7 protein-coding genes and 1 pseudogene are annotated in these 5,457 nt (G+C 65.8%); all 8 read left to right on the top strand.

The features are described from left to right. A pseudogene (locus VGD20_RS01465) lies at window positions 1–495 on the top strand (amino acid dehydrogenase); the annotation flags it as partial. Between the two features lie 131 nt (window positions 496–626). Continuing rightward, window positions 627–980: a YbaN family protein gene (locus VGD20_RS01460; protein ID WP_331132753.1), complete on the top strand. Its 354-nt coding sequence runs from the start codon at window positions 627–629 to the stop codon at window positions 978–980. Between the two features lie 95 nt (window positions 981–1,075). Then, complete coding sequence (gene ccmC, locus VGD20_RS01455; RefSeq protein ID WP_331132752.1) at window positions 1,076–1,810, top strand: heme ABC transporter permease CcmC; 735 nt, start codon at window positions 1,076–1,078, stop codon at window positions 1,808–1,810. 2 nt (window positions 1,811–1,812) lie between these two features. After that, the gene (locus tag VGD20_RS01450) at window positions 1,813–1,968 is read left to right on the top strand and encodes a hypothetical protein (protein ID WP_331132751.1); all 156 of its coding nucleotides are present in this window, start codon (window positions 1,813–1,815) and stop codon (window positions 1,966–1,968) included. Further along, window positions 1,965–2,402, top strand: coding sequence for a cytochrome c maturation protein CcmE (gene ccmE / locus VGD20_RS01445; protein WP_331132750.1), 438 nt, complete (start codon window positions 1,965–1,967; stop codon window positions 2,400–2,402). The genes VGD20_RS01450 and ccmE overlap by 4 nt, the downstream gene beginning before the upstream one ends. Further along, the gene (locus VGD20_RS01440; protein ID WP_331132749.1) at window positions 2,399–4,369 is read left to right on the top strand and encodes a heme lyase CcmF/NrfE family subunit; all 1,971 of its coding nucleotides are present in this window, start codon (window positions 2,399–2,401) and stop codon (window positions 4,367–4,369) included. The genes ccmE and VGD20_RS01440 overlap by 4 nt, the downstream gene beginning before the upstream one ends. After that, window positions 4,366–4,896 (top strand): DsbE family thiol:disulfide interchange protein, encoded by a 531-nt coding sequence (locus VGD20_RS01435; RefSeq protein WP_331132748.1) that lies wholly within the window; start codon window positions 4,366–4,368, stop codon window positions 4,894–4,896. The genes VGD20_RS01440 and VGD20_RS01435 overlap by 4 nt, the downstream gene beginning before the upstream one ends. Further along, window positions 4,893–5,333 carry a cytochrome c-type biogenesis protein gene (locus VGD20_RS01430; protein WP_331132747.1) on the top strand — a complete coding sequence of 147 codons (441 nt, stop codon included), beginning with the start codon at window positions 4,893–4,895 and terminating at the stop codon, window positions 5,331–5,333. Before VGD20_RS01435 ends, VGD20_RS01430 begins: the two co-directional genes overlap by 4 nt. Window positions 5,334–5,457: the final 124 nt, after the last annotated feature.

Raw genomic sequence — 5,457 nt, 5'->3', positions numbered from 1 at the left:
GTCGGCGGCGGTGTCGCGCGCCGGCTGGCGGCCGAGGGCGCGAAGCTGACCCTTGCCGACGTCAATCTGGCGCGCGCGAAAGCGCTGGCAGAAGAGCTGGGCGCCGAACTGGCCGATTCGGCGGCGATCATGGAGGTCGAGGCCGATGTGCTGAGCCCCAATGCGCTGGGCGCGATCCTGACCGAGGCGAGCATCGAGAATCTGCGCGTGCCGATTATTGCTGGCGGGGCGAACAACCAGCTTGCGACCGCAGCCGACGGCAAGCGCGTGCACGATCGCGGCATCGTATATGCCCCCGATTATGTGATCAACGCGGGCGGCATCATCAACGTCGCGCTCGAATATCTGGGGCAGGGCAGCCGCGAGGAAGTCGAAAGCCGCATCCACCTGATCCCCGGCCGGCTTGCCGAGATCTGGGCCGAGAGCAAAGCAAGCGGTACTCCGGCGTCGGCGGTGGCCGACCGGATGGCGCAGAAACTGATCGGGCGGGGGTAGCTGTTTAGCGTTGCCCCCGCGAAGGCGGGGGCCGCTGGCAACCTTGCGCTAGCACGACAACGGCCCCCGCCTTCGCGGGGGCGACGGTATGTAGGTGGCGTCGTCGTTCAAATCCGCTAAGTCAGCCCTCGATGAAACGGCATTTCTATCTGATCGCGGGCTGGGCGTCGTTGGGGCTTGGTGCGATCGGCGCTTTTCTGCCGCTGCTACCGACGGTGCCGTTCGTGATTCTCGCGGCTTTCTGTTTCGCGCGCTCGTCGCCGCGGCTCGAAAACTGGCTGCTGACTCACCCGCATTTCGGGCACCATATCGTCGCGTGGCGCGAGAATGGCGCGATCAGCCGCAAGGGCAAGATCGCCGCGACGGCCGCTTTTGCGTTCAGTATTGTCCTCGCCGCGATCTTTTCGCCCTGGCCGTGGGTAATGCTGCCGGTCATCGCCGCGGTCGTGACAGGAAGCTGGATATGGACGCGGCCGGAGGGTTGACGAGGCCAGCGAACATGCCATCACCCAGGGGGCGGGTCGCGCCGGGCAAATAGCTGGACCACTTTCTCCGGCTCGCCTAAGGACGACGCGATCCGATGCACGCCTACGCCAACCCCACGCGCTTTCTTGCGATTGCCAAGCCGCTGACACCGTGGCTGCTCGGCGTCGGGCTGTTGCTCGTGCTTGTGGGGGGCTGGGCCGGGCTGGCAATCGTACCGGGCGATTACAAGCAGGGCGAAACCGCACGCATCCTTTATGTCCATGTGCCCTCGGCGTGGCTGGGCATGGGCGGCTGGACATCGCTCGCGATCGCCGGACTGATCCAGCTTGTGTGGCGTCACCCGCTGTCGGGCATCGCCGCGCGCGCGATCGCGGTGCCGGGGATGCTGTTCACCGCGCTGTGCCTCGCGACCGGATCGATCTGGGGCCGCCCGACCTGGGGAACCTGGTGGGAATGGGACGGCCGGATGACGTCGATGCTTGTCCTCCTCTTTCTCTACGCGGGCTTCATCGCGCTGACGAGCGGCGACGACGGGCAGCGGCAGGGCGGTTCGCTGTCGCGTGGCGCAGCCATTTACGCGCTGGTCGGCGCAATCAATATTCCGATCATCAATCGCAGCGTCGTGTGGTGGAACAGCCTGCATCAGGGGCCGAGTATCACGCTGGGCGGGTCAAGCATCGACGGCGCGTTGCTGTGGCCACTGGGCTTGACCGTGCTCGGTTTTTCGCTGCTATTTGGCGCCATCGTGCTGATGCGGATGCGGCGGATCATTGCCGACAATCGCGTAGCAGCAAGGCTGCGGCGGCTCGCGGACGACGAGGGGATTTAGGCGTGACGGGGGTGATCAGCGGGGGCGGGCAATGGGCTTTTGTCGCCGCGGCCTATGGACTGACGATCGTGCTGACCGGCGCGGTGCTATGGACGAGCTGGCGAGCGATGAAAAAGGCCGAAAAACGAAGCGATGCGCTGCGAAAGGATCGCAAGTGAAGGCCAAGCACCAACGGCTGATTCTGGCACTGGTCGCGCTGTGCGGCGTCGCGGGCGCGGGTGTGCTGGCCGCCAGCGCGCTGCGCGACGAAGCAGCTTATTTTCGCACCCCGGTCGAGATCGAGAGCGGCAAGGCCGCGGTCGATGAACCGATGCGGCTGGGCGGCATGGTTGCCAAGGGCAGCATCAAGCGGCAGGCCGATGGCCTCACGATCCGGTTCGTTGCGACCGATGGCAAGGCTTCGGTCCCCGTCGAATACAAGGGCATCGTCCCCGACCTGTTCGGCGAAGAATCGGGTATGGTCGCTGACGGCCGGATGCGCGCCGACGGGATTTTCGTTGCCGACCGCATCCTCGCCAAGCACGACGAGCGCTATATGCCGCCGCAGATGGGCGATATGCCAAAGAATATGAAGGCGCCGGCAACGACATGATCGCCGAACTCGGTCTGGCCCTGCTGTGGATCGCGGCCGCGCTCGCGTGCCTGTCGCTCGTGGCGGGAATCCTGTTCCTGCGCGGTGGGCCCAGGGACCTGGCGATGCTCGTGCGACCGGCGAGTGTGGCGCAAGGTTTGCTGACCGCCGTGGCGTTCGGATTGCTGATCGCGCTGTTCGTGCGGTCGGACATGTCGGTCGAACTGGTCGCGCGCAACAGCAACAGCCTGAAACCGATGATCTTCAAGGTTGCTGGGACGTGGGGCAATCATGAAGGATCGATGTTGCTGTGGTTGATGATCCTGTCGCTGTCGGGCGGCCTGATCGCGATCTTCGAGAAACGGCTGCGCGAGGATACGCTGATCGCGACGCTGGCGGCGCAGGCGGCCCTGAGCCTTGGCTTCTTTGCCTTCCTGCTGTTTTCGTCAAACCCGTTCAAACGGTTGCCCGTCGCACCGCCCGACGGGCAGGGGCTCAACCCGCTCCTGCAGGACATCGGGCTCGCCTTCCATCCGCCGACGCTTTACGTCGGCTATGTCGGGCTGTCGGTGGCGTTCAGCTTCGCGGTGGGTGCGCTGGTCACGCGCGAGATCGGCCCCGCCTTTGCCCGTGCGATGCGGCCGTGGGTTCTCGGAAGCTGGATTTTCCTGACGCTCGGTATCACCGCGGGCAGTTACTGGGCCTATTATGAGCTGGGCTGGGGCGGCTGGTGGTTCTGGGATCCGGTCGAGAATGTCTCGCTCGTGCCTTGGCTCGCGGGCGCGGCCTTGCTCCATTCGGTCGCGGTCACCGCGACACGGAACGCCTTGCGCGCCTGGACGGTGATGCTGGCGGTGATCGGCTTTTCGATGTCGATGGTCGGCACCTTCATCGTCCGGTCGGGACTTCTCACCAGCGTCCACAGTTTTGCGGTCGATCCCGAGCGCGGTACCTTTCTGCTCGCGCTGATGGCGATCTATATCGGCGGTGCGCTGACCCTGTTCGCGCTGCGCGCCGGGAGCGTCGCCGAGGGCAAGAAATTCGCTCTGCTGAGCCGCGAAGGGTCGCTGGTGATCAACAATCTGCTGCTCACGACGATCCTCGCGCTGGTCCTGCTCGGCACGCTCTATCCGATCGTCGCCGAGGCGATGGGCGAGAAGATTTCGGTCGGCCCGCCCTATTACAACAAGGTTGCGGGGCCGCTGGCGCTGATCCTCTGCCTCGTGATGGTGGCGGGGCCGTTGCTCGGCTGGCGCAAGGATGACGGGAAAAAGCTCTGGTCGCGGCTGCCGCTGGCGATCTTTGCCGGGGCTGCCGTGCTGTTCGCGCTGATCCTGTTCGGTGGCAAGGTCGGCATCTTGCCGCTGCTCGGCATGACCGTGGCCGGAATCGTCGCTGTCGCGAGCCTCGCGCCTTTGTGGGGACGCAACCTTCGCCGCACGCCACTGCCGACCTGGGGCATGGTCGTCGCACATTTCGGCGTTGCGGTGTGCCTCGCGGGCATGGGCGCCGAAAGTGCGTTCATCAAGGAGCGACTGGTCGCCGCGGCCCCCGGCGAGGTGATCAAGATCGGTGATTTTGCGGTGAAGTTCGCCGGGGTCAAACCGGTGGCCGGGCCGAATTATACGGCGATCGAGGGCACGCTGATCGCAACGACATCGTCGGGCAGCAGTTTTACGATGAAACCCGAGGCGCGGACTTTTCCGGGGCTGATGGGAACGGCACCGACCGAAACCAACGAGGCCGCGCTGCTGACGCGACCGGGCGGGCAGCTCTACGCGGTGCTCGGCCAGCCGGTGACGAGCGATGACGGCAGCGCCGACCGTTACCAGATCCGCCTGTGGTGGAAGCCGCTCGTGTGGTGGATCTGGCTCGGCGGGGCCCTGATCGCGATCGGCGCGACATTGTCGATGCTCGGGCGTGCGCAATTGCTGGCCATCTGGCGCGCGCGTCGCGCCCGCAAGTCTGAGGAACGTTTCGCACCATGAAGAACCGTTGGGTCCTGTTCGTGCCGCTGGCGATCATGGGATTGCTGTTCGGCGCCTTCGTCTATCGGCTGGTGACACCGGCGGAGACGCTGATCCAGTCGCAGTGGATCGACAAGCCGATGCCGCTGTTCGACTTGCCGCCGGCAACCGCCGGGGTCCCGGGACTGAAGAGCAGCCAGCTTGCCGACGGCCGGCCGCGGCTGGTCAACGTGTTCGCGAGCTGGTGCATCCCGTGCCGTGCCGAGGCGCCGCAGCTTGAGGCATTGAAGGCGGCCGGGGTCCCGATCGACGGCATTGCGATCCGCGACCGGCCCGAGGATGTCGCGATGTTCCTCAAGGAATATGGCAATCCGTTCGACCGGATCGGGTCGGACATGCAGAGCAGCGTCCAGATCGCGCTCGGATCGTCAGGCGTGCCCGAAACCTTCCTGATCGATGGCAAGGGCATCATCCGCGAGCAGATCCAGGGAGTGATCCTCGCCGATCAGGTGCCCGGGATCGTCGCCAGGCTCGAGGCGATGAAATGAGCCTCCGGCTCCTCCTTCTCCCCCTCCTCTGCCTGCTCGGTGCCTTTGCGCTGCCGCTGGCGGCGCAAGACCGCCTGCCGCCCGCCCCCTATGCCTATCAGCAGCTCAAGGATCCGGCGCAGGAGGCCCGTGCCAAGGCGCTGATGGAAGAACTGCGCTGCCTCGTCTGTCAGGGGCAGTCGATCGCCGACAGCGATGCGCCGCTGGCGGGCGATATGCGGCACGAGGTGCGCAGCAAGATCGCGGCGGGCGAAAGCCCCGCGGCGATCAAGGCATGGCTCGTCGCGCGCTATGGCAATTGGGTGAGTTATGACCCGCCGTTCGATACGGCGACGGCGTTGCTGTGGTTGGGCCCGCTGCTGTTCCTCGTTATCGGCGGTTGGCTGGCTTTTGGCCGTTTTCGCCGCGCCGAGAGCGATAGCGAGGATGCATCATGAGCTGGGTCTGGATCCTGCTGGCGGCGGCGCTGACCATCGGCGGCATATTGTGGCTCGGCAAGCTGCCCGCGGCGACGCGGCCGCTGGCGGGAGCCGCGATCATGCTGGGCCTCGCCGGATATGC

The sequence above is a fragment of the Sphingopyxis sp. genome, assembly GCF_036402335.1.
Classification (GTDB): domain Bacteria; phylum Pseudomonadota; class Alphaproteobacteria; order Sphingomonadales; family Sphingomonadaceae; genus Sphingopyxis.
Note: the sequence above shows the minus strand (reverse complement) of the source record. Positions and strands in the feature narration are given on the sequence as shown.

Coding starts and splice junctions, on each gene's coding strand:
- VGD20_RS01460 (WP_331132753.1), top strand. CDS start 627: ATGAAACGGCATTTCTATCTGATCGCGGGCTGGGCGTCGTTGGGGCTT.
- ccmC (WP_331132752.1), top strand. CDS start 1,076: ATGCACGCCTACGCCAACCCCACGCGCTTTCTTGCGATTGCCAAGCCG.
- VGD20_RS01440 (WP_331132749.1), top strand. CDS start 2,399: ATGATCGCCGAACTCGGTCTGGCCCTGCTGTGGATCGCGGCCGCGCTC.
- VGD20_RS01435 (WP_331132748.1), top strand. CDS start 4,366: ATGAAGAACCGTTGGGTCCTGTTCGTGCCGCTGGCGATCATGGGATTG.
- VGD20_RS01430 (WP_331132747.1), top strand. CDS start 4,893: ATGAGCCTCCGGCTCCTCCTTCTCCCCCTCCTCTGCCTGCTCGGTGCC.